20 protein-coding genes are annotated in these 22,000 nt (G+C 61.3%); 14 read left to right on the forward strand and 6 right to left on the reverse strand.

What is annotated here, in order from left to right:
- The first annotated feature begins 101 nt into the window (after positions 1–101).
- The 7 genes from dnaA to HYPMC_RS00030 all read left to right on the forward strand — a co-directional run bounded on the left by dnaA (position 102) and on the right by HYPMC_RS00030 (position 7,576).
- Positions 102–1,517 (forward strand): chromosomal replication initiator protein DnaA, encoded by a 1,416-nt coding sequence (gene dnaA, locus HYPMC_RS00005; protein WP_244421076.1) that lies wholly within the window; start codon positions 102–104, stop codon positions 1,515–1,517.
- 286 nt (positions 1,518–1,803) lie between these two features.
- Complete coding sequence (dnaN, locus tag HYPMC_RS00010) at positions 1,804–2,922, forward strand: DNA polymerase III subunit beta (RefSeq protein WP_013945661.1); 1,119 nt, start codon at positions 1,804–1,806, stop codon at positions 2,920–2,922.
- A 93-nt stretch (positions 2,923–3,015) separates the two neighbouring features.
- Positions 3,016–3,153 (forward strand): DUF559 domain-containing protein, encoded by a 138-nt coding sequence (locus HYPMC_RS24835; RefSeq protein WP_256380091.1) that lies wholly within the window; start codon positions 3,016–3,018, stop codon positions 3,151–3,153.
- Positions 3,128–3,406: an endonuclease domain-containing protein gene (locus tag HYPMC_RS23520; RefSeq protein WP_256380092.1), complete on the forward strand. Its 279-nt coding sequence runs from the start codon at positions 3,128–3,130 to the stop codon at positions 3,404–3,406. Before HYPMC_RS24835 ends, HYPMC_RS23520 begins: the two co-directional genes overlap by 26 nt.
- Positions 3,403–4,554 (forward strand): DNA replication/repair protein RecF, encoded by a 1,152-nt coding sequence (gene recF / locus HYPMC_RS00020; protein WP_013945662.1) that lies wholly within the window; start codon positions 3,403–3,405, stop codon positions 4,552–4,554. The genes HYPMC_RS23520 and recF overlap by 4 nt, the downstream gene beginning before the upstream one ends.
- A 147-nt stretch (positions 4,555–4,701) precedes the next feature.
- Complete coding sequence (gene gyrB, locus HYPMC_RS00025; protein ID WP_013945663.1) at positions 4,702–7,155, forward strand: DNA topoisomerase (ATP-hydrolyzing) subunit B; 2,454 nt, start codon at positions 4,702–4,704, stop codon at positions 7,153–7,155.
- A gap of 43 nt (positions 7,156–7,198) precedes the next feature.
- The gene (locus tag HYPMC_RS00030) at positions 7,199–7,576 is read left to right on the forward strand and encodes a hypothetical protein (protein WP_157135372.1); all 378 of its coding nucleotides are present in this window, start codon (positions 7,199–7,201) and stop codon (positions 7,574–7,576) included.
- Between the two features lie 69 nt (positions 7,577–7,645).
- Here HYPMC_RS00030 and HYPMC_RS00035 read toward each other — a convergent pair whose 3' ends face one another.
- The gene (locus HYPMC_RS00035) at positions 7,646–9,436 is read right to left on the reverse strand and encodes a cation:proton antiporter (RefSeq protein WP_013945664.1); all 1,791 of its coding nucleotides are present in this window, start codon (positions 9,434–9,436) and stop codon (positions 7,646–7,648) included.
- A 266-nt stretch (positions 9,437–9,702) separates the two neighbouring features.
- On the opposite strand from HYPMC_RS00035, the gene HYPMC_RS00040 reads away from it, so the two are divergent.
- Positions 9,703–12,027, forward strand: coding sequence for a transglycosylase domain-containing protein (locus HYPMC_RS00040; protein WP_013945665.1), 2,325 nt, complete (start codon positions 9,703–9,705; stop codon positions 12,025–12,027).
- Positions 12,028–12,042: 15 nt separating this feature from the next.
- Here the strand turns inward: HYPMC_RS00040 and HYPMC_RS00045 are convergent, their stop codons facing one another.
- Together HYPMC_RS00045 and HYPMC_RS00050 are read right to left on the reverse strand one after the other, a co-directional pair.
- The gene (locus HYPMC_RS00045) at positions 12,043–12,810 is read right to left on the reverse strand and encodes a M48 family metallopeptidase (RefSeq protein ID WP_013945666.1); all 768 of its coding nucleotides are present in this window, start codon (positions 12,808–12,810) and stop codon (positions 12,043–12,045) included.
- Positions 12,811–12,997: 187 nt separating this feature from the next.
- Positions 12,998–13,606: an SCO family protein gene (locus tag HYPMC_RS00050; protein ID WP_013945667.1), complete on the reverse strand. Its 609-nt coding sequence runs from the start codon at positions 13,604–13,606 to the stop codon at positions 12,998–13,000.
- Positions 13,607–13,713: 107 nt separating this feature from the next.
- Here HYPMC_RS00050 and HYPMC_RS00055 point away from each other — a divergent pair, with 107 nt between their 5' ends.
- The 3 genes from HYPMC_RS00055 to HYPMC_RS00065 all read left to right on the forward strand — a co-directional run bounded on the left by HYPMC_RS00055 (position 13,714) and on the right by HYPMC_RS00065 (position 16,297).
- On the forward strand, positions 13,714–14,103 hold the full coding sequence (locus tag HYPMC_RS00055; RefSeq protein ID WP_013945668.1) for an MAPEG family protein: 390 nt from the start codon (positions 13,714–13,716) through the stop codon (positions 14,101–14,103).
- A 66-nt stretch (positions 14,104–14,169) separates the two neighbouring features.
- Positions 14,170–15,570, forward strand: a complete 1,401-nt coding sequence (locus HYPMC_RS00060) for an ActS/PrrB/RegB family redox-sensitive histidine kinase (RefSeq protein ID WP_244420945.1) — start codon at positions 14,170–14,172, stop codon at positions 15,568–15,570.
- A gap of 145 nt (positions 15,571–15,715) precedes the next feature.
- Positions 15,716–16,297, forward strand: coding sequence for an ActR/PrrA/RegA family redox response regulator transcription factor (locus HYPMC_RS00065; protein ID WP_013945670.1), 582 nt, complete (start codon positions 15,716–15,718; stop codon positions 16,295–16,297).
- Positions 16,298–16,331: 34 nt separating this feature from the next.
- On the opposite strand, the gene HYPMC_RS00070 is transcribed toward HYPMC_RS00065, so the two are convergent.
- Positions 16,332–16,844, reverse strand: coding sequence for an MmcB family DNA repair protein (locus tag HYPMC_RS00070; RefSeq protein ID WP_013945671.1), 513 nt, complete (start codon positions 16,842–16,844; stop codon positions 16,332–16,334).
- A gap of 114 nt (positions 16,845–16,958) precedes the next feature.
- On the opposite strand from HYPMC_RS00070, the gene HYPMC_RS00075 reads away from it, so the two are divergent.
- The 3 genes from HYPMC_RS00075 (at position 16,959) to HYPMC_RS00085 (ending at position 20,066) form a co-directional block, all read left to right on the forward strand.
- The gene (locus HYPMC_RS00075) at positions 16,959–18,716 is read left to right on the forward strand and encodes an AAA family ATPase (RefSeq protein ID WP_013945672.1); all 1,758 of its coding nucleotides are present in this window, start codon (positions 16,959–16,961) and stop codon (positions 18,714–18,716) included.
- Positions 18,713–19,570 carry a hypothetical protein gene (locus HYPMC_RS00080; RefSeq protein WP_013945673.1) on the forward strand — a complete coding sequence of 286 codons (858 nt, stop codon included), beginning with the start codon at positions 18,713–18,715 and terminating at the stop codon, positions 19,568–19,570. The genes HYPMC_RS00075 and HYPMC_RS00080 overlap by 4 nt, the downstream gene beginning before the upstream one ends.
- A gap of 178 nt (positions 19,571–19,748) precedes the next feature.
- Positions 19,749–20,066: a hypothetical protein gene (locus HYPMC_RS00085; protein ID WP_013945674.1), complete on the forward strand. Its 318-nt coding sequence runs from the start codon at positions 19,749–19,751 to the stop codon at positions 20,064–20,066.
- A 33-nt stretch (positions 20,067–20,099) separates the two neighbouring features.
- On the opposite strand, the gene ppk2 is transcribed toward HYPMC_RS00085, so the two are convergent.
- Positions 20,100–21,086, reverse strand: a complete 987-nt coding sequence (ppk2, locus tag HYPMC_RS00090) for a polyphosphate kinase 2 (RefSeq protein WP_013945675.1) — start codon at positions 21,084–21,086, stop codon at positions 20,100–20,102.
- 179 nt (positions 21,087–21,265) lie between these two features.
- A complete protein-coding gene (locus HYPMC_RS00095; RefSeq protein WP_013945677.1) occupies positions 21,266–21,826 on the reverse strand; it encodes a GcrA family cell cycle regulator in 561 nt (186 codons plus the stop codon).
- Between the last annotated feature and the right edge of the window lie 174 nt (positions 21,827–22,000).

Below are 22,000 nucleotides of genomic sequence, written 5' to 3' on the forward strand. Positions count from 1 at the left end.
TCACTATGCAGGCAGCACAAAAGGCAGAGTCTCAAGGTAATGAGCACAGCGCCGAGACGCCGACGGTTGCGGTAGAGGGCCGTGGTCACAAGGTCCGCGCCATGCTCAAGGTTCAGCTCGGAGATGAGGTCTATTCGAGCTGGTTCAAGAGCCTGGAATTCGAAAGCTTCGATGGACGGATCGTCAAGGTTTCGGTGCCGGTCAAGTTTGTGCGCAACTGGATTCAAGAACACTATTCCGAGCACTTGCTGCGCTGCTCGCGCGTTGAATTCGCAACGGCCGAGCGCGTCGAAGTCGTTTGGCGGCAGCCCGGTGCGGTTCCGCAGCGGTCGGCGGATGCTCGTATCGGAGACGCCGCGCACACCAGCGCTGCCATTCCAGCACCCATCGCGCACGTCGAGACGCCGCGTCCGGCAGCACCGCTGCGGGCTCCGGTTCTGCCCGTCCAGCGGACGTCTGCGGGCGGCCTTGAAGGTTCGCCGCTCGATCCGCGCTATACATTTGAAAGCTTCGTCGTCGGGGCGTCGAACCGGATGGCGCATGCGGGCGCCACGCAGGTTGCGGAAACGGTCCTAACGGGTGCGCCCGGCTACAATCCTCTTTACATCCATTCGGCGGTCGGCCTCGGCAAGAGCCACCTTCTTCATGCCATCGCTTGGGAAGTGAAGAAGCGTGCGCCGAATGCACAGGTGCTGTATCTTACGGCCGAACGCTTCCGCTATCAGTTCGTCGAAGCGCTGCGGTCGTCTGATCCGCTGGCGTTCAAGGAGCGCTTCCGCAACATCAACATGTTGCTGATCGACGACCTCGAATTCCTGCAAGGCGAGCGGACCGAGCAAGAGTTCGATCACATCATCAATGCACTGCTCGACGGCGGTAAGCAGGTCGTCGTTGCTTCGGCGCGGGCGCCGAACCAGATCGAACGCCTGAACGAGCGGATGCGGTCGCGGCTGCAACGCGGTCTCGTCACCGAGCTTCAGTCCCTCGATCATGAGCTTCGCCTCAAGGTGCTGGACAAGCGTCTGGCCGAGAAGAAGGCGGCCGATCCGTCCTTCTCGCTGTCGCGCGATGTCGTCGATCTCCTGGCGCTGCGCCTGACGGAGAACGGCCGCGAGCTCGAAGGGGCGGTCACGCGCCTTTACGCGACGTGGCAGTATATGCGCACGCCGATCACGCTCGACATTGCTGAGACGGTCATCCGTGATCTCGTGCAGAACCTTGAGCCGCGCCGGATCAAGATCGAGGATATCCTGCGGATTATTTCCCGGCATTACGGCGTGTCGAAGGGCGATCTGCTGTCGCAGCGCCGTCATCGTTCCGTCGTTTGGCCGCGCCAGATCGGCATGTACCTGGCCAAACATCTGACAGCGCGTTCGCTGCCGGAAATCGGACGGCGGTTCGGCGGCCGCGACCACACCACCGTTTTGCACGCGATCCGCAAGATCGAGGGCGAAATCAGCAAGAATCCGAACCTCGGAGATGAGCTTGAGGAGCTGAAACGGCTTCTCAACCACTGACCGCAACTTCACCCCTTGCGGCCTGATGCGACGCGGGGCCGGCATTTCATCCCCCTGGAGTGCCGGCCTTGCCGCGTGTGGGATAAGCCCGTAATTGGCGGTATCACGCAGATTGTGCGCTGACCCATACATCTTACTTGAAAAACTAGCTTCTTTCGGGTCTGATCCGGCTCCACGGGCGATTCCGCCCAGCGGCGCGGTCCGCGCCAAAATCGTTCTTTTGCGTGAGATGCTGCGGCGGGCTTCGACCGCGCTTCCATGCACACTTCCATAGCTGAGGATAAATATGCGTCTCGAGATCGAACGTGGGGAACTCTTGAAGGCGCTCAGCCACGTCACAAGCGTCGTCGAACGGCGGACGACGATCCCGATCTTGTCGAACATCATGCTTAAGGCCGCAGGCGATGCGTTGATGTTCAAGGCGACGGATCTCGAACGCGAGGTGAGCGAGAGCGTCGGTGCCAAGGTTTCGGCGCCCGGCACGCTGACGGTTCCGGCGCATGTGCTGCACGACATCGTGCGCAAGTTGCCGGACGGTGCCGAGATCGAGATCAAGCGCGACGGCGATAAAGAACGTCTGACGATCACGTCGGGGCATTCGCGCTTCAGCCTGCAGACGCTGTCGGCCGACGATTTCCCGGATCTCGCGGTTGGCGAGATCGGGCACGAGTTCACGATGGAAGCCGGCGACTTGAAGCGGCTCATCGACAAGACGAAATTCGCAATTTCGACGGAAGAAACGCGCTACTATCTCAATGGCATCTATCTGCATCCGGCTGAGACGGACGGCACGAAGACGCTGCGTGCTGTCGCGACCGACGGTCATCGCCTGGCGCAGGTGGAACTGCCGCTGCCGAAGGGCGCGGAGGGCATGCCGGGCGTCATCATTCCGCGCAAAACGGTGCACGAGTTGACGCGGCTGCTCGAAGATTCGAGCGCGAAAGTGAAGGTCGGCGTGTCGCAGACGAAGGTGCGGTTCGAGATTGGCTCGGTCGTGCTGACGTCGAAGCTGATCGACGGTACGTTCCCCGATTACGGCCGCGTCATTCCGCACAACAACGACAAGGAAATGAAGGTCCCGAACGCGTCGTTCAAGAGCGCCGTCGATCGCGTGTCGACGATTGCAAGCGAGCGCGGGCGTGCGGTGAAGCTCAATGTCGGCAAGGACAAGCTGATCCTGACGGTGAACAATCCGGAAGGCGGCAGCGCGACGGAAGAAATTCCGGTCGGCTACAGCGCTGGGCCGCTGGAGATCGGTTTCAACGCTCGCTATCTGCTCGACATCGCCGATCAGCTCGAAGGCGAGGATGCGCGGTTCCTGCTCGCCGATCCCGGTTCGCCGACGATGGTGCGCGACAGCAGCGACGCCAGCGCGCTCTACGTGCTGATGCCGATGCGGGTTTAATCAGCGGCGTGAGTTCGTCTCCCCTTGACTAGGAGAGGGTGCGGCCAGCTTCCCCTCCCCTCGACGGGGAGGGGGCAGGGGTGGGGTGGCGATTTGGTCAATGAGCGCGCCCGCGAGCTTCGCAACAATGCCACTGCCGCCGAGCGCCGACTTTGGTATCGGCTGCGAGTTTTAAACAGTGAAGGCCAAAAGTTTTCGGAGGCAAGTGCCTGTCGACAAATTCATCGTTGATTTTGCCTGCTTATCCCATCGGCTTATCATTGAGGTCGATGGCGCGACACACTCGACGGATGAAGAACTCGCGAACGACTTGGGCCGCCAACGCTATCTTGAGAGCCAAGGCTTCATGGTGCTTCGGTTTCAGAACGCCGACATTGCCGAAAACATAGACGGTGTGATGGATGTCGTTGTCGATGTTTTGCGAACGCGCGCCCATGATTTGACCCCCACCCCTAACCCCTCCCCGCAAGGGGGAGGGGAATGACACTCTGGGTCGAGCGGCTGCAGCTCACGAATTTTCGCAGCTACACGTCGGCGAGTGTGACGACGGATGCCGGGCCGCAGGTGATTGTCGGCGCGAACGGGTCAGGCAAGACCAATCTTCTCGAAGCATTATCGCTGTTGTCTCCGGGCCAAGGATTGAGGCGGGTGCCGTTCGTCGATCTGGCGCGGGCGTCGGGTGACGGGGGTTTTGCGGTTGCGGCGCGAGCGCATACGCTTGCCGGGCCTGCCGATCTCGGCACGGGTTTAGTGCCCGGTGCAAATTCGCGTGGCGAGCGCACGGGCCGCATCGTGCGGATCGACGGCGTGGCGCAGTCGGGCTCGGGTATTCTCGCCGATTACCTCGAAATCGTGTGGGTGACGCCGGCGATGGACGGGCTGTTCACGGGCGCGGCATCCGAGCGGCGGCGGTTTCTCGACCGGTTGATCCTGTGTTTTGATCATGGATACCGAACGATCGCAGGGCGCTTCGAGCGCGCCATGACGAGCCGCAACCGGCTGCTCGCAGATGGCGTGCGCGACAACGCCCAGCTTTCGGGTTTCGAGCAAGTGATGGCCGAGACGGGCATTGCGGTTGCAGCGGCGCGGCTCGAAGCGGTCGCTGCCATGCGCACCATCGTCGAGAAGCGGCGGGCGCGTGATCCGAACTCGGCGTTTCCCTGGTCGGCATTCCGGCTCGAAGGGACAATCGAAGACGACCTGAGCGGTATGTCGGCGGTCGAAGCGGAAGATTTGTATGCCAAGACATTGCGCGACACGCGCGAACGCGACCGTGGCGCTGGCCGGACGCTCGATGGGCCGCACCGGTCGGATCTTATCGTCGAGCATGGGCCGAAAGCACTCGAAGCGCGGCATTCCTCGACGGGCGAGCAGAAAGCGCTGCTGCTCGGCCTCGTTCTGGCGCACGCTGAGCTTTTGACGGAGCGACAGGAAGGCGCTGCGCCGATCCTGCTGCTCGATGAAATCACGGCACACTTGGACGTTCACCGCAGGGCTGCGCTTTTCGATGAAATCCTGCGGCTCGGCGCGCAAGCCTGGATGACGGGCACGGACGCGGATGCCTTTTCAGCGCTTGCCGAAAAGGCCCGATTCTGGGGTGTGAACGAGGGAAAAATCGAAGCCCTTCCGTAACGACTTCAACAGGGACAAACGGCCACATCCAAAATGCTGAAAAACAAAGGTTTTTTGGCCTCAAATTCTGTCGATTTCGTGCGGATTTTCGAGGCGATTTGTGCTATACAAAACGATCGAATATCCGCCTGCTGAGAAAGCCAAAAAATGAACGCGCAACCGCTCAAGAAAACCCCTGAGTCTGACGACTACGGCGAAGACAGCATCAAGATGCTGAAGGGGCTCGACGCGGTTAGAAAACGCCCCGGCATGTACATCGGCGACACCGATGACGGTTCGGGTCTGCATCACATGATTTACGAAGTGGTCGACAACGGGATCGACGAGGTTCTCGCCGGTCATGCGAAGTCGTGCATGGTGACGCTGAATCCCGACGGCTCGTGCACGGTGCGCGACGATGGCCGCGGTATTCCGACCGGCATCAAGCGCGACGACGATCACGATCCGAAGCGCTCGGCGACGGAAATCGTTTTCACCGAGCTGCATGCGGGCGGCAAGTTCGACCAGAACTCCTACAAGGTGTCGGGTGGTCTGCACGGCGTCGGCGTGTCGGTCGTAAACGCGCTGTCGACGTGGCTCAAGTGTCGCGTCTGGCGCGACGGCAAAGAGCACTTCATCGAATTTCACAACGGCAACGCTGTTGCGCCGCTGAAGGTCGTCGGCGATGCGGGCGAGGAGCGCGGCACGGAAGTCTCGTTCCTGCCGAGCACCGAGACGTTCCACAACGTGACGGAATTCGATTTTGCGACGCTGGAGCATCGCCTGCGCGAACTGGCGTTTCTCAACTCCGGCGCGAAGATCGTGTTGACCGACGCGCGCCACGCCGACGTGAAGCGTGAGGAATTCATGTACGACGGCGGCACGGCTGCGTTCGTGCGCTATCTCGACCGCTCGAAGACGTCGGCGCTCAGTGAGCCAATCCTGATTAATGCCGAGAAAGACGGGATCACCGTTGAGGCGGCGCTGTGGTGGAATGACAGCTATCACGAGACCGTGCTCTGCTTCACGAACAACATCCCGCAGCGCGACGGCGGCACGCATCTCGCCGGTTTCCGCGGCGCGCTGACGCGTATCGTCAACAAATACGCGGAAGAGTCGGGCATTGCGAAGAAAGAGAAGGTCAACCTCTCGGGCGACGATGCGCGAGAGGGCTTGACGTGCGTGCTCTCGGTCAAGGTGCCGGATCCGAAGTTTTCTTCGCAGACGAAAGACAAGCTCGTCTCATCGGAGGTTCGTCCGGTCGTTGAGGCGGCGGTTGGCGATCAGCTCGGCGCGTGGTTCGAAGAGCATCCGAAAGAAGCTAAGGTTATCGTCGGTAAGATCGTCGAAGCAGCGTTGGCGCGCGAGGCGGCGCGCAAAGCGCGTGATCTCACCCGCCGCAAGGGCGCGCTCGATGGCCTGCGTTTGCCGGGCGGTTTGGCGGAATGCCAGGATCGCGACGCGTCCAAGACCGAGCTTTTCATCGTCGAGGGTGACTCGGCCGGTGGCTCTGCGAAGCAAGGACGCAAGCGCGAGTTTCAGGCCGTGCTGCCGATCCGAGGTAAAATCCTGAACGTCGAGCGCGCGCGCACTGACAAGATGCTGTCGTCGGAGCAGGTGACGAACATCATCGGCGCGCTGGGCACCGGCATCGGACGCGACGAGTTCAAGCTCGACAAGCTGCGTTATCACAAGGTCATCATCATGACCGACGCCGACGTCGACGGCGCGCACATCCGAACGCTGCTGTTGACGTTCTTCTATCGGCAGATGCCGGAACTTGTCGACAAGGGGCATGTCTACATCGCGCAGCCGCCGCTCTACAAAGTGGCGAAGGGCAAGTCGCATTCGTATCTCAAGGATCAACGCGCGCTGGAAGATTACCTGATCGATCAGGGCCTTGCCGACGCGGTTCTCGTCACGGGCGATGGCGCGGAGCGCGCAGGCCGCGATCTACGCGATATCGTCGAGCAGGCGCGGCAGATTGCGGGCGGCATCAATGGGCTGCATCATCGCTACAACCGCGACGTGGCCGAGCAGGGCGCCATCGGCGGCGCGTTCGATGCCTCGATCCTGAATACGCCGTCGGCCGAAAAGGCAAACGCCATCGCCGAACATGTCGCGAAGCGGCTCGATGCGATTTCGGAAGAGATGGAAACCGGCTGGGAAGGCCGCTACGGCAACGACGGCTATGTCTTTAAGCGCGAAGTGCGCGGCGTGACGGAAGTGCACTTCCTCGACCGGGCGTTGCTCGGCTCGCTCGATGCGCGGCGCATTAACGAACGGCACGCGCATCTCGTCGAAGTTTACGAGACGCCCGCGAAGCTCAAGCGCAAGGACAAGACGGACATCATCACCGGGCCGCGCTCGCTGCTCGAAGCCGTTTACGAGACAGGCCGCAAGGGGCTCGATCTGCAGCGCTACAAAGGTCTGGGCGAGATGAATCCGGAGCAACTCTGGGAGACGACTCTCGACCCGGACGTCCGCACGCTCTTGCAGGTGAAGGTCGGCGATCTGGCAGAAGCCGACGAAATTTTCGCCAAGCTGATGGGCGATGTCGTCGAGCCGCGCCGCGACTTCATCCAGGAAAATGCGCTCAACGTTTCGAACCTTGATGTGTGAGTGGAGGTATCGCTCACTCGCATCGGCGGGGACACTCGGATTTTTGCTCCTGGTTTTGATCTGCAGTTTTTCCGCGTCGGCGGAGACTTATGGGCCTTTTTTCTACCGTATCGGGGTTGCGGAAAGTTACGTGGGTTTTGAAACGTCACTTTCCCTGAACGGTTCGAAACTGGTCGTCGAAAACTGCATTCAAGTCGTTTTTCCAGGAAAGCGGCAGTGTTCTTCTCAAACCTTTCAAGAGGGCGAGTTTTCATTGACCGACGATTTCGTCGAATATGTCAGCGGCAATATCGAGAAAGTTGATCGCAAATCTCGCCTGTTTACGATCGAAGACAGTCGGGATCACCACGCAATCGTTCGAAACGTCACCGAACGCTTCGAGGGGTGGGAGACTACGCCCGCGAACTGGCTCAATCGGTGACGGGTTAGATCGTTCATTCTGCGCGGGTGCTTGATGGATCCTCGGGACAAGCCCGAGGATGACATACGACTAGACCCTTTTGCGGCCGGGAAGGGCGTGGGTTTCGGTGCCTGCTTTCTTGGCGGCGCCTTGGAGTTCGGCGCGGAACTCGTCGCGTTTTTCGTGGATCGATGCGATGACGAGTCCGGTCGGAATGCCGAGGCCGACGAGCGCCGATTCCGATAGCTGAAGACTTGCTTCGATCGTCTCGGGCACGGCGTCGTTGACGCCGATGTCGTAGAGGTGGCGAGCGTGGCTTGCATCCTTGGCGCGCGAGACGATGAGCAGGTTCGGGTGACGCGTTCGCAGCGCCTTCACGATGGCGTCGATCTCGGGCTGCGTGTGGATGGTGATAATCGCGGCCTTGGCGGTGTCGAGACCGCAATGTTCAAGAAATTCGACGTTGCGGACGTCGCCGAAATAGACCGGCTTGCCTTCGCGCCGGGCGTTGGCAACGAGGCTCGGGGCGCGGTCGACGGCGATATAGCGAATTTTGTGCTCGGCCAGCAGGTCGCCGATCAGTTGACCGACGCGGCCGTAGCCGACGACGAGCGCTTTGATGTTACCTTCGCCGGCGGGCGTTACGGTGAGCGCCGGATCGACGGCCGCAGGAGGGGCGTTGCGTTTCGCCAGCCAGCGGCCGAGCTTGGCGCAAGCCGGGATTAACGCCATCGTCAGCGAGACGGATGTTAGCAGGATGCTCGTCAATTCGCGGCTGACGAGGTGCGATTCCAAGGCGAGCGTCAGTATGACGAACGCGAATTCGCCGCCGGGCGCCAGCAGTGCCGCTGTTTCGAGGGCTGCGCCGCGGGCAACGCCAAAGAGGCGCGAGAGGCCGTAGATGATTACGGCTTGCAGGGTGAGTAGCCCGACTGTCGCTGCAAAAATAGCTCCGGGCGCCGCAACCATGGCTTTTAGATCGAGTTGCGAGCCGACCGAAAAGAAGAAGACGCCGAGCAGAAGCGATTTGATCGGCTCGACCGTCGTCTGCACGGCGCGGCGATATTCGGTTTCGGCTAACAGCAAACCGGCGACGAATGCGCCGAGTGCGAGAGACAAGCCTGCCGCGGCGGTGACGAATGCGGTGCTGACGGCAACGAAGAGCGTGGTGGCGATGAACAGGTCTTCGTTGTGTGTCTGCGCGACGACGCGGAATAGCGGCTGAAGAACGTAGCGGCCGACGCCGACGATCGCGACGAGCGCTGCTGCAGCCTGCACGACGGCCATTAGGATGCCGGCGAGAAGCGAGCCTTTGTTGCCGGGCTCCAATATGCTGATCAAGATCAGGATCGGAACGACGGCGAGGTCTTGGAACAACAGGATCGAGAAGCTCGTTCGGCCGACGGAGGTTGCGAGCCGCTTCTGGTTCGCCAGCATTTCGATGACGATCGCGGTCGACGACAGGCACAGCGCGGCGCCGATGACGAGGGCGATGACCGGCGGCTGACCCAACAGGTAGGCGACCAGTCCGATTAGGGCCGCCGAAACAACGACTTGCGATGCGCCGAGGCCGAAGACCAAGCGACGCATCGTTGAAAGGCGTTCAAACGACAGCTCAAGGCCGATGATGAAGAGCAGAAAGACGACGCCCCACTCGGCAAATTTTGCAAGTCGTTCGGGATCGGTGATCGTCAGCCAATCGAGATGCGGAATGTAGGGCGTCAGGGCGCCGAGGCCGCCGGGACTGAGGAACGCGCCTGAGAGGAGGAAAGCGAGAACGGTACTGACGCCATAGCGATGCAATAGCGGCACGACGACACCAGCCGTGCCCAAAACCAAAAGCGCATCTTTGTAGTTCGCCAGATTTCCCGCAGCCGACATCACCTCTCCTTAACAGTTGGTAAGAGTATGACGGCCCGGAACGCCACGCGCCACTGGGCATTTCGCTCGCTCGTCCGTATGCAGAAATTTTGCGTGCCTACAACTTGGCCGTCCGCGTTCGGATGTTTAAGCGCTGAGCGCTCGCGATGCGCGAACTTAACGCGGCTTTAGCCAACCTTCTGTAACAGTTTCACAGACGATCTGCGTCGGACTGGTGCCACCGACGCAGTGCAGGGGAGGGGGCTCCGCCTTCAAAGGAATTGACGGTGTTGCGTGCCATCGCAGCAGCTCTGGGTTTTGTGTTGTGGCTGGTCCGCAGGATTCTGTTCGGACCGCGGCGCAAGCCAGCTGCGGCGCCCGAGCCGACGCTTCCGGCGTCGTTTCAGTCCGTTGCGACGCGGGCGTTCGGTGCGGGTGGGGCCGACAAGCCTGTTCAGGCTGTGCAAGCGGCTTCGCGACCGAAACAGAAACGCGCGCCTCGGCTGACGCTGAAATATCGCGTCGCAATCGGCGGTGCGGTTCTGGGCACCGGTCTGTTGATGCTGACCTTCGCATTCATGATGGTCTATTACACCGTTGTTTTTCCGGACCCGCTGGCGCTGCGTGCCTCCGGCCATGCACCGCTCATCCGGATCCTGGCGCGCGACGGAACGGTGCTCGCCGTGCGTGGTGCGCCGCATGAATACATCCCGCTCGAAAAAATGGCCAAAGCGTTGCCTGCGGCAGTCGTTGCAACAGAAGACCGGCGCTTTTTCGATCATTACGGTGTCGATCCGGCTGGCATGCTGCGGGCGATGTTTGCGAACTTGCGCGCCGGGCGGTTCGCGCAAGGCGGTTCGACGCTGACGCAGCAGCTCGCGAAGAATTTGTTTCTGACGCAAGACCGAACGCTGTCACGCAAGATCGCCGAGCTTGGGCTGGCGCTGTGGCTCGAGGTTCGTTTGACGAAGCCGGAGATTTTGGAACTCTACTTGAACCAAGTCTATTTCGGTAGCGGCGCATATGGCGTGGAGGCGGCAAGCGAGCGGTATCTCAATAAACCTGCGAGCGAACTGACGATCCCGGAAGCGGCGATGATTGCCGGGCTTCTGAAGGCGCCTTCGAAATATTCGCCGTCGGCGAGCCCTGGCGCTGCCCGCGCGCGGGCGCGCGTTGTCATTACCAAGATGTTTGATGCCGGCTTCATCTCCGAAGCGCAGGAGACGCAGGCGCTGGCGCAGACGCTGGTGTTCAACGAACAGAAGATCGAGCAGACGGCGGCAGACGCGGGCTATGTCGTCGATTGGGTTCTCGATCAGTTGCCGGCTGCGGTCAGCGAGGACGAACAGGCCGATCTCATCGTCGAGACGACCGTTGATAAAAATCTTCAGCGGCGCGCGCAAGAGACCGTCGCGGATACGCTGGCACGGAAAGGCGAGGCCTACGGTGCGAGCCAAGCGGCGATGACGCTGCTCGACGGCAGCGGCGGTGTGCGTGTGATGGTCGGTGGCCGTGATTATGCCGGCAGCCAGTTCAATCGCGTCATCAGGGGCAAGCGACAGCCGGGGTCGGCGTTCAAGCCGTTCATCTATCTCGCCGCGTTGAACAAGGGCATGTCGCCCGACACGATCGTCAATGATGCGCCGATCACGATCGGCGGGTGGTCGCCGAAGAACGACGACGGGAAGTACGCAGGGCCGGTTCCGATCCGGCGCGCGATTGCGCAGTCGATCAACACCGTTGCGGTGCGCCTCAATCAGGCGATCGGGCGCGGCACGGCCGTCGATCTGGCGCAGCGGCTCGGCATCAAGTCCGAGCTGCATGATGGTCCGTCGCTCGCGCTCGGGACGTCGGAAGTGACGCTGCTTGAAATGGCGGGTGCTTATGCGGCGTTCTCGAATGGCGGATACGTGGTCACGCCGCACGTCATCACGCGGATCACGACGAGCCGCGGCCGTGTGCTCTACGAATACGAGCCGCCGCAGAACGCGCGCATCCCAGAGGCGGACCGCATCGGCGCGCTGAACGACATCCTGAATGCGGCCGTCGATTACGGCACCGGACGGCGCGCCGCACTTCCCGATCGGCCTGCGGCGGGCAAGACCGGCACGACGCAGGATTTCCGCGATGCCTGGTTCATGGGATACACGGCACAGTTTGCGGCAGGCGTCTGGGTTGGCAATGATAACGGCAAGTCGATGAACCGCGCGACGGGCGGCAGTCTGCCCGCCGAGATCTGGCGGCAGGTGATGCGCGTTGCCGACGAAGGCTTGCCGCCGCTGTTGTTGCCGGGAACCGTTGTCGCGAACCCCCAGGTCGAAGCGGCGACATGGGGCGGCCTTGCGAACCGGCTGCCGCGTGTGGTCGAAGCGCCAGAAATTCTGCCATGGCAGCGTCGTCCGGGCGCTTTGGTACAGCAGCCCTATTCGGCGACTTCGGTGTCGCTCGCCGCGCCGAATGCATCGCATCCGGCCAACAGCATCGGCGAAGACTTCATCGAGAAAGCTCTGGCGTCATCGCCGGCGAATGGCAGCAGTCATGCCGCGCAAGTCGCTGCGCCGGACTCATCGACGCCGCAAAGCGGCGCCTTTCCATTCAGCAATTGGTGGTGACGCCGGGATGCCCTGTCAGTGTCCGCGACAGTGGGCAGGGCCGTAGCGGTGAAGATCGGGACCGAGCACCTGCAACCATTGCTTGGCGCTTTCGAAATCCGGACAGATCTTTTTGACGAGCGCCCAGAAGCGTGGGCCGTGATTCATCTCGATGAGATGGGCCACCTCGTGCGCGGCGACGTAATCGAGCACGAATGGAGGCGCGAGGATCAGGCGCCACGAGAACGACAACGCGCCGGTCGTCGAGCACGAACCCCAGCGGCTCGTTTGATCGCGGATCGCAATGCGCTTGGCCTGGAGCGATAGCGGACGCGTGTGTTTTTCGACGCTCGCTGCGAGATCGCGTTTGGCTTCCTCGAAAAGCCAGCGCGTCAAACGGTTGGGCGCCAAGTCTTCGTCGCCAGGAACGACAATCGATGGATGCGCGCCACGCTTGTCGATGGCGATGATGCGTGAGCGCTTTTGGCCTGAGAAGGTAATCGTGTGCGGAACGCCGCGCAGCGGCATGGCGGCGGCGTGCTCGAACGGCACATGGTTCGGCAAGCTGTCGAGGCGGGCGCGAACCCAATCGATGTGGCGATTGAGGAAGGTGCCCGCTTCGTCGAGATCGCATTGCAGTGGCAGCGTGACGATCACGGCGCGGCGCGTGCGACTTACGCGGAGCGTAAGACGCCGGGCGCCGGGATGACGACGCACTTCCAACTGCGCACCGATGTCTTCGAGGCGGACGGATCGTGTTTTGGAACTCAAGTCGATGGCGCGCCGTCCGTTCATGATCCTCATGCGCTCTGCCCCCTAAAGCCGACGCGCATCCAAGTGATGCAACGAAGTGCCGATCGCGAATGGTTGATCAATACAGCACGATGATGACCTATCAAGGTTCTCGTCGTCGCTCCAGATGCAATGTCACAGGGATGTTCCAGCATGTGAAAGTGTGGCCCGCGGGTCTCAGGAACGAATCGCCGCTTGCTCACTGCGGAAGTGCCCTGTCCAACGAAGCAACGAGCTGATCGACATCGTTCGTATGCGGGATCGGCGCGAGCAGTTTTCCATCTTTCCCCATCAAATAAAAGATCGCGGAGTGATCGATGGTGTAGCTCTTGGGATCCTTTTCATCGGCGACTTTCTGATAATAGACGCGATAAGCCTTCGCAGTCGCTGCGATTTCGCTTTCTGTCCCGGTGAGACCAACAAGACGCGGACTGAACGCCTTAACGTATGTCGCCATCTTCTCGGGCGTATCCTGAGCAGGGTCCAGTGTGATGAAGATCGGCACGATGTCGTCGGCGCGCTTGCCGAGCTTGTCGAGTGCGGCGGACATCACTTGCAGGCCTGCGGGGCAGATGTCCGGGCAGTTTGTGTAACCGAAGAACACCAGCATGTAGCGGCCGAGGTAGTCCTTGTCGGTTACGCGCTTGCCGGTGTTGTCGATCAAGCTGAACGGTCCGCCGACGGAGGGGCGCCCGGAGACGGTCGACTGACCTTCGATCGTCGAACTCGGACTTCTGAGTGCAATAAATCCGAGCGCCGTGCCGGTCAGCAAGCCGGCAAAGGCGAGAGCTATCGTCGTGCGATTCATAATCTTGATGTCTCCAACTCGCATTGGCTAGAAATGTTATCAGGCGCCGAAGTCGCCGCATCGATGGGGCGGCCCTTCGCTCGCAACCCGCAAGCAAAGGTCTCGACATGCCCGTTGCGATTACAGCCCTCTACTCCGGCATCCTGGCTCTCATTATCGTTGCAATGGGGATCAACGTTACGGTGCACCGTTTCCGATACGGCGTGATGCTCGGTGATGGTGGACAGAACGTGTTGAAGCGCATGGTCCGCATACACGGCAACACCGTCGAAAACATTCCCCTCTGTGCGCTGCTCATGGCTCTCTATGAACTCAACGGCGGCGACAAGATAGTGCTGCATGCGGCAGGCATCGCTCTCATCGCGGGTCGGATGCTTTTCGCGGGACCTTTATGGTTTCACGATGGGCCAAGCCCCATCCGGGCGAGTGGGGTAACCCTGACATGGGCTACAACCGCGCTTCTAGCAATGCTAAATATTCTGCAGTTGCGTTCATAGCGCGAGCGCATACGTGACGACCGTGCGACGTGAAGTCACGACATTCAACATTGGATCATTGCGTTTATGAGCACGTCAATGGATGGCCCTCCGGCGGGGCAGCTTCTGAAAGGCATCGTCAACGAGCGCGAGAGTCAATTGCGGCTCGTCACCAGCGTTCGCCTGAGATGGGTGGCGGTGCTTGGGCAGCTCGGCGCGATCTCCGCCGTGACACTGCTTTACGGTTTTCCTTTGAATATCGGCAGTTGTCTCGTGCTGATTGCGGCGTCGGCATGGCTCAACGTGTTCCTGTCCATTCGCTATCCGGCGCGCCATCGTTTGACGACACACTTCGCCTTTGCGCTGCTCGTTTACGATGTGTTGCAGCTCGCAGGGCTTTTGTATCTGACGGGCGGGATCCAGAATCCCTTCGCGGTTTTGCTGGTTGCGCCGATCACGGTCGCATCGGCGACGCTGCCGCCACGTTACACGCTTTTTCTCGGCGCGATGGTGATCGCCGCCGGAACGCTGCTCATCAGCCATCACTATCCGTTGCCGTGGTACCAGGGCATGCGGTTCGATCTGCCACGAGATTATAAGGTCGGTGCGTTGATCGCGCTGATCTCGACGATGGGCTTCATGGCCTTTTTCACGTGGCGATTGAACAAGGAATCGCGACAGATGTCGGCGGCGCTTGCCGCAACCGACATGGTTCTCGCGAGCGAACAGCGCCTGCACGCGCTCGATGGCCTGGCGGCTGCGGCGGCCCATGAACTCGGTACGCCGCTGTCGACGATCGTTCTGGTTTCGAAGGAGCTCGAATACGAGCTCGGCAAGGACAGCCCATATCGCGAAGATCTTCAGCTCTTGCACAGCCAGGCGCGGCGGTGCCGTGAAATTCTGCAGAAGCTAACGCGCAAGCCCGACGAGCAGGATCCGATGCATGCGAGCCTGACCGTTGTCGAGCTTCTCGAAGAAGCTTCGGCGGCGCATCGGTCCGCGGGCAAGCGCATCATCATCTCGGCCAATCCGCTGCCCGGACTCGACGACGAAGTGCGGATCGAACCTGTCGCGCACCGGCGACCGGGTGTGATCTACGGCCTCGGCAACCTCATTGAGAACGCCGTGAGCTTTGCGCAGTCGGAGGTGCAACTATCGGCGCGCTGGAACGGCTCGCACGTTTACTTCACGATCACGGACGATGGTCCGGGCTTCGCGCCGGAAATGATGGACTCGATCGGCGAGCCCTACGTCACTTCTCGACGTTATGAGGATAAAGGCGAGCACGGCCATTCAGGCCTCGGGCTCGGGCTTTTCATCGCCAAGACCTTGCTGGAGCGGTCGGGGGCAACGGTGACGTTTTCAAACCTGTCGCCTCCGCGCCGGGGGGCTAACATCCAGATTTCTTGGCCAAGAACGGCGTTCGAGCTGCCGCCGGGGGCCTTCAATTGGCCGGGACGGCGTGGTATGCCTCTAAATGCGGCCTAGACGGGCAATTTGCCGCTAAAGCCCTGTCTTTTATTGCCCGCGAAGTAACCTTTCGGGTTGCTTTTTGCTTGCTTAAGGGACGTTAGCCCTTTAGGCCGCATAAGAAATATGGCCTGTCATGAAAAAAGCTAACGGATAAACCGTGATGCGGGAGGCTCCCTTGGTTACCGAAGACCTGTCTTTTAAGCAGGATGAATTGCCGGCCGACCGTTCGTTGGTCATCGTCGATGACGACCGGTCCTTCTTGCAACGTCTGGCGCGCGCAATGGAGCTTCGCGGCTTCGAAGTCCGCTTTGGCCACTCGGTTGCGGAAGGCGTCGATCTGATCCGCGAGAAGGCTCCGGCTTTCGCCGTTGTCGATATGCGTCTTGAGGATGGTTCGGGCCTCGACGTCATTGCCGAACTGGCGAAGGCTCGTCCCGATTCGCGCGCTATCGTGCTGACGGGTTACGGCAACATCGCGACAGCTGTTTCGGCTGTGAAACTCGGCGCTGTCGATTATCTCGCGAAGCCTGCCGATGCCGACGACGTGACGGACGCGCTTCTGGCGCCGACGGACGCGAAGGCGCCGCCGCCGGAAAACCCGATGTCGGCCGATCGCGTGCGCTGGGAACACATTCAGCGCGTCTATGAGCTTTGCAATCGCAATGTCTCGGAGACGGCACGCCGGCTCAACATGCATCGCCGCACGCTGCAGCGGATTTTGGCGAAGCGCGCGCCGAAGTAAGCGCGCCGCTTTCGCAACTGCTACCTCACACGACTTATTCGATCGCGAGGCCGGGGTCGATCTGCGCCAGCAGACGCATCGACGCCGTGCGCGCGATCGCTATCGTTAACGCCTTCCGCCGCGCGGCCGTCAGCGGATGCGGTGGCGGCGGACGCACCAAATCTCCAGCATAGGCGTCAGCGAGAATAAGCCCGGTATCGGGCGGCAGGATCTCCGATGGAAAATCGGGCGCCACCGCAAAGAGCAGCGCATCGCAGTACTCACGGTACTCCGGCCATTTCTGATCGGCGCGGAAGTCGGCAATGCTCGACTTGATCTCTACGATCCAGATCTCGCCGTTGCGTCCGATAGCGAGAACGTCGGCGCGACGGCCGTTACCGAGTGTGATCTCGTGCAAACTTTCGAAGTTGAGCGTGCGCAGCAGGCGCTGCGTGCCGCGCAGGATTGCACGTGCCCGCTCGTAGTTGCGCACGACCTCGGTCGCCGCGCTGTCCGTATTCGGGACAGGCTGAAAAGGATTCGTTGAGGAAGAGGAACCGTCGGTCATGGTCCCGCCATTATGACCGTGCGACTGTTGCAGACAAGCTGGCAGCGGGGACGGCCTCTTGGTCGTCCAAAACGTCGTTCGAGGGGATAGGGTCCCCGGGGGGAGAGCGTGCGAATGGTCTTCTGGCGCAACAGATCGGAGAAGAAGGCCGAGGCGCCGGTCACAGTCGAAGCGGAAACGCCGCCACCGATCACTACCGTCAAGCAGGCAGCAGCTGAGCAGCCTGCGGCGGAGGTCGCGGTGGACACAGTTGATACCATCGAGGCCGAAGCATCAACCAATGTGGTGACGCTCGTGACCAGTCGGCTTGCTGATCGCCTCGCGGATGTTGCGCCTACTGGCGAGCGTGGCGCGGCAAAGGATCAGCGCTCCGTCACGGAGACGCCCGCGCGCGATCTGGCGCAGATCAAGCCGGTCGAGCAGACGCATTTCTTCGGACAGAAACGAGCCATCGGCAAAATTCGCGCGGCGCTCGGCGCCGGTCGCGGCGAACATCTGCTCATCCTGGGCGAGCCGGGCACCGGCCGATTGGAACTCGCGGAAGCGCTCGGCACCGAAGTGGATCGTGCGCCTGCCGCCGACTGGATCTTCGTGGTGGATCCCAACGCGCCGTCGCGAGCTAAAGGGTTCGAGTTGCCGCCGGGCGAAGGCGCGCGGTTCCGACGCGATACGAGAATTACGCTCGACAAAGCGTGCGCGGCGTTTGGACGTTATCTAAAAAGCGAAGAGCACCGCATCAGTCTCGATCTCCTCGAAGAAGACATGCGCTATCGCAGCGAGCGCGCGGTCGAATCCATTCGTCGCCGGGCTGAAGCGCAGAACATTGCGGTCGTGAAATCTCTCGACGGCTACGTGCTGGCGCCGATGCATGAAGGGCGCGTCGTGCGCTCGGATGTTTTTCGGGCGCTGCCGGAAGCTTTGAAACGCAACGTCGAAGCGAAGATCACGGTGCTCGAAGACGAGTTGCAGTCGATCGTCGCGACGTTGCCGGACGCCGAATTCGAAGCCAGCGAGAAGCATGACGTGCTCATTCGTCAAGCGGCGCTCAGGACATTGCGTCCGGGCTTGGCTGCCGTTCGGCGCGCTTATGCCGATGGGCTTTCCATCGGTGCGGCGCTCGATGCTATCGAAGAGGCGTTTCTTTCGGCGGCCACACGCCATGCAGGGACCGAGACTTTCGCGCCGGTCATTTTTCTCGATTCCGAGGACGTGCAACTCGTCGATCCGACAGTGCCGAGTAAAGTCGTCATTGCGCGGCAGGCGTCGGCAACCGATCTGCTCGGCGAGGTCAGCCGCGATGCGCTGGGGTTTCCTGTTCTTCTTCCCGGCCACTTGATGCGCGCCGGGTCGGGAATCGTCATCGTTGAGGCGTGGCGGCTCGCGGCCGATCCGGCGGCTTGGCTGGTGCTCAGTGCTGCAATCCGCAGCAAGCAAATTTCTCCACTCAGTGCGCCGGGCGTCGGCGTAAAGATTGATCCGATGCCGTTTGCTGCGACCGTCGTGCTGGTCTCGGATGCGCAGTCGTGGTCGAAGCTCGAAGCCATTGAGCCCGGTATTGCGCGATATTTTCCGCACGTCGCAAAGCTCGCAGACACGGTGCCGATGTCGGAGCTCAGCGAGGACGAGTTCGCGAAAGGCGCGGCGCGGCTGGCGGTCGATCATGGTCTTCGCCCGATCAACGCCGGTGTAGCGCCGCTTATCTATAAGGACGCTGTTCGTCGCGGTGGCGGGCGTGTGTCGCTTGCCGGCATTCAGCTTCTGCATCTGCTGCAAGAAGCCGATGCCATCGCCGCAGATCACTCGGCGTCGCAAATTCGCGTGGCCGATCTCAACGCAGCGCTCGCCCGCCGCGCCGATGGCGATACGCCGTGATCGCCCACGTCGCCGAAGCATCGGAACTGAGCGGGCGGGTCGTGCTCTGGCTCGATCCGGAAGCCGAATATCCGGCGTCTCGGCTTGAGGCTCCGGTGCGCCTCGCGGCAGCTTATGGCGCCGAGATTGAAACAGTCGTCATTGCGGATGCCAGCAGCGGCTTGACCGAGGATGTGCCGATCCGCGTTATCGCGCCTTCCGGTGCCTCAGGTCGCCGCGATTTCTCCGAGCATGATCACCGCTTCGAGCTTCTGGTGACGCGGTGCCGCCGGGCGGTTGACAATGTGGGCGCGGCGCACGGCGTTCGGGTGCGGCATGCCTTGGCCAGCGGCGATGCCGTCGACCGGATTTCCGAAATGTGCGTTGAACGCGGCCCTTGGAATATCGTTGCGCTGGGGCGGATGCCGGTGTCGGGCAGCGATAACGTCATCGGGACGCTGCTTGCGAACGTCAGCGGTGCGACCGGCTTTCTGCTCTGCGGACCGCAGCGAACGAAACAGCCGCGCGTGGTCGTAATCGTCGAAGATGCCGAACGTTTGACGTCGATGCTGCGGGCGGCCGAGCGGCTGTCGGGTCCGCGCGGGCCGGTGCATGTCGTCATCGGCGCCGATACGGCCGAGTCTTATGCCGAGATCGAAGCGCAGTCGCGGCTGATCGCGCTCGAATTCCATGTGCCTGTCGTGTTCGAAGAGGTCGGGCCGACGTTCGGCGTGCCGGAAGCGCTGACGGAAGTCGTTGCGCGGCTGCGGCCGAGCCTCGTCATCGCCGTGTTCGGCGGGGCGGCCATTGCGGACGGACGCGAGCTGTCGCGTGCGTCCGTCGTCGCGCGCGCGCCGATCCTGCTGGTGCGATAGATAGCATTCGAATTGTCCTCCACGAGGAAACGTCTCGCTCGATCACGTCATTGACGCCTTGGAGGCGGCCTTCCTGGAGCACACACTCAAGGATCTTACCCGCAGTTCTGGATGGCCGGGTCAAGTCCGGCTAAGGTGTGAAAAAGGTGTGCACGGCAGCGCGAGAAAGGAAATTCAAATGACCGGCGATACGATAGCTGGCGCGTCGGAACCACTTTCAAGGCTGCTCGGACGCTGGATCTGCATGGATGAATGGTCCACGTGGGTCGCGATCGAAATTGAGTGGGTGCCTGGTCAGCGAATTAGTGTAAGGGCGACTGATACCAATGACTCAGAAAACGCCGAAATATATGACGTGAAGTTCGAAGGCGAAGTTTTGGAATTCGCGGCGCATTGGTCAACCGGATATTTTACAAAATATAAAGTCCGCGCGTTGGGTCATCACATGGAAGTCACTGCTACTTACACGCGCGTGGATCATTTTAAAAAAGCATAAGTCTCATCTGCGTTCGGGCCGAGCTAGTTAGGTTTAGTCGCCTGCTTTTTCGACTTGCGGATGGAAGAACTCCGGGCCGGAGCCGATGATCTGCGGGTCGTGCTTGCCGATGGCGTCGAGATCGCGGTCTTCGTAGTCGATCGCCAGCAGCACATGACGGATGGTTTCGAGGCGGGCGCGGCGCTGGTCGTTGGCGCGAACGACGACCCAGGGTGCAATCGCGGTGTGGGTGAAGCGGAACATCTCGACCTCGGCGCGAGTGTAATCGTCATAGCGGTTGAGCGAGGCCATATCGACCGGCGACAGCTTCCACTGTTTCAGCGGATCTTGCGCGCGGTCGTGGAAGCGCTCGATCTGCATTTCGCGGCCGATGGTGAGATAAAACTTGAAGAGCTTGATGCCGTCGCGGACGAGCAGGCCTTCGAATTCGGGCGCCTCGCGCAGGAAAACGGCGAGTTGGTCTTCGGTGCAGAAGCCCATCACGCGCTCGACGCCGGCGCGATTGTACCAGGAGCGGTCGAATAGCACGACTTCGCCCGCAGTCGGCAGATGCACGGCATAGCGTTGGAAGTAGAGTTGTCCGCGTTCGGTTTCGGTGGGCTTGGGCAGAGCGACGGTGCGCGTGTTGCGCGGGTTCATGTGCTCGTTGAATGCTTTGATGCACGAGCCTTTGCCGGAGCCGTCGCGGCCTTCGTAGAGGCACAGAATGCGATTGCCGACCTTGAGATTGTACCTTTGCAGCTTCATCAGCTCGATCTGGAGCGCAAGAAGCCGCTCTTCGTAGTCCTCGCGCTTCATGCGCTTGTCATAGGGATAGCCGCCGGAACGCATGGCGGCGTCTTCGATTTCCTTCGGAAGTTTTGGATCAGCGAGAGAGAAACCCTTCGGCAACGGCGACGTGTGCTCGAACGTCTCGTCCATGCCGCCGTTATGGATCGACATAGCGGTAGCAGCCTCGTCTGGCAGCGGCTCGTCTTCCAGCCTTTCGTGTTTTTTGTCTTTGCGCTTGCTCTTCGACATTTACCATCTCCGGCCCATAACGATGGTGAGCCTAGCATGCCGCTTCAAGGCGGTGTCGCTTGGCACTTTCGATGGTCAATCGCGTTCTAAAATGGGAAAGCCAGCAGTCACCCCCGCGACTGCTGGCTTTCCGCTTCTTCCGCCAAGCCTGCCCCCCAGCCGGCCGGCGGGCAATCCCGTCAGGATCTCTGTTTTGGATCGGAACCAGCGATGGCAGGCGCCGGAAGGCTGACCGCAACAGGCGCTTCGATCTCGGTGCGTTCGCGGCGACGCGGAGCGACCGGCTGGAACGCGCGGCGGGCATGCACCTCGCAATAGGGCAGCGCGGGAACCTTCGGTTTGCCGCAGAAATGGAAATCGGCAGATTGAGGATCGCCGATCGGCCAGCGGCAGCTGCACTCGCTCAGCGTCTGAATGGTTTTGCGCTCGGCGACCGGAATCTCGATCTCCTCTGCAGGCGCCACGTAAGTTTCGGCGTCTACATAGAGCGCGCGCACGGCCGGATTGCCGACTTGCGCAAAGCGCGGTTTGTTGACGGGCCGTTTCACATTCGCCAAGCGGGTGCGCGGGCGGTGCGACTTCATCCGCGAGGTGGTGGCGCGGCCGGAAAGGCCCAGGCGATGGACTTTGCCGATGACAGCGTTGCGCGTTACGCTGCCGAGGCGTCCGGCGATCTGGCTGGCGCTCAGTCCTTCAGACCAGAGTCTTTTTAAAAGGTCCACGCGCTCATCAGTCCACATAGCGTCGATTGCTCCCTCTCGAGCCGCATCAGCGGCGGAACACCCCCCGGTGCCCGCGATTACCCCGGCCGAAATCGAGCCCATGCCAAGCGCGCGTAAACGAACGCGACGCGCGGCGAAGGACGACGGTCCCAAACCGGTTACAAACGCAAAAACTTGAGAAGACGCAGAACA

The organism is Hyphomicrobium sp. MC1 (assembly GCF_000253295.1).
GTDB lineage: Bacteria > Pseudomonadota > Alphaproteobacteria > Rhizobiales > Hyphomicrobiaceae > Hyphomicrobium_B.

Coding starts and splice junctions, on each gene's coding strand:
- dnaA (WP_244421076.1), top strand. CDS start 102: ATGCTCAAGGTTCAGCTCGGAGATGAGGTCTATTCGAGCTGGTTCAAG.
- dnaN (WP_013945661.1), top strand. CDS start 1,804: ATGCGTCTCGAGATCGAACGTGGGGAACTCTTGAAGGCGCTCAGCCAC.
- recF (WP_013945662.1), top strand. CDS start 3,403: ATGACACTCTGGGTCGAGCGGCTGCAGCTCACGAATTTTCGCAGCTAC.
- gyrB (WP_013945663.1), top strand. CDS start 4,702: ATGAACGCGCAACCGCTCAAGAAAACCCCTGAGTCTGACGACTACGGC.
- HYPMC_RS00035 (WP_013945664.1), bottom strand. CDS start 9,436: ATGTCGGCTGCGGGAAATCTGGCGAACTACAAAGATGCGCTTTTGGTT.
- HYPMC_RS00045 (WP_013945666.1), bottom strand. CDS start 12,810: ATGAGGATCATGAACGGACGGCGCGCCATCGACTTGAGTTCCAAAACA.
- HYPMC_RS00050 (WP_013945667.1), bottom strand. CDS start 13,606: ATGAATCGCACGACGATAGCTCTCGCCTTTGCCGGCTTGCTGACCGGC.
- HYPMC_RS00055 (WP_013945668.1), top strand. CDS start 13,714: ATGCCCGTTGCGATTACAGCCCTCTACTCCGGCATCCTGGCTCTCATT.
- HYPMC_RS00060 (WP_244420945.1), top strand. CDS start 14,170: ATGAGCACGTCAATGGATGGCCCTCCGGCGGGGCAGCTTCTGAAAGGC.
- HYPMC_RS00065 (WP_013945670.1), top strand. CDS start 15,716: ATGCGGGAGGCTCCCTTGGTTACCGAAGACCTGTCTTTTAAGCAGGAT.
- HYPMC_RS00070 (WP_013945671.1), bottom strand. CDS start 16,844: ATGACCGACGGTTCCTCTTCCTCAACGAATCCTTTTCAGCCTGTCCCG.
- HYPMC_RS00075 (WP_013945672.1), top strand. CDS start 16,959: ATGGTCTTCTGGCGCAACAGATCGGAGAAGAAGGCCGAGGCGCCGGTC.
- HYPMC_RS00085 (WP_013945674.1), top strand. CDS start 19,749: ATGACCGGCGATACGATAGCTGGCGCGTCGGAACCACTTTCAAGGCTG.
- ppk2 (WP_013945675.1), bottom strand. CDS start 21,086: ATGTCGAAGAGCAAGCGCAAAGACAAAAAACACGAAAGGCTGGAAGAC.
- HYPMC_RS00095 (WP_013945677.1), bottom strand. CDS start 21,826: ATGTGGACTGATGAGCGCGTGGACCTTTTAAAAAGACTCTGGTCTGAA.